Source organism: Streptococcus pseudopneumoniae, from assembly GCF_001072315.1.
In the GTDB taxonomy this organism is placed as follows: domain Bacteria; phylum Bacillota; class Bacilli; order Lactobacillales; family Streptococcaceae; genus Streptococcus; species Streptococcus pseudopneumoniae_R.
Map to the genome: position 1 here is coordinate 1 of NZ_JVLI01000189.1, position 409 is coordinate 409.

Annotated in this window: 1 protein-coding gene; it reads right to left on the reverse strand. The window is 34.7% G+C overall.

All coding sequences use genetic code 11. The features are described from left to right. Positions 1-119 precede the first annotated feature (119 nt). A partial coding sequence (locus ADH54_RS09895) for a tyrosine-type recombinase/integrase (protein WP_049524987.1) occupies positions 120-409 on the reverse strand: 290 nt, incomplete at its 5' end.

Here is a 409-nt window from a genome sequence, read left to right on the forward strand (position 1 = left end):
CTCAAAACGTTAATCAATACGATTATATCAACGTTTCAAAGCACTCAAAAGTTTACCTTATGGGTGCTTTTTTCGTGTTTTTTTGAAAAGTTCACCTCAAAGTTTACCTTATTTTTACCTTATTGTTTTAGAGACTTTAAGGCAAATTCACCGACTGCCATAGGAACTACATTAGAAGTATTGACATAAATCTGTGTTGTACCTGTGTCGCTATGTGTTAGAGCTTCAGAAATAGCTTCTAAGCTCATTCCTGCTTGTTTAGCAAGTGTTGCTCCTGTATGTCGCAGTTTATGAGGTGTAGCATGTGTCAGCTCTTTATGTCGCTTTCTAATACTTTTCATTTTGTTGTTTAGATAGTCAGCATGTAAAGGCTTATTGATGTTTCCTTTTGTGTCGATATATGTAAAAA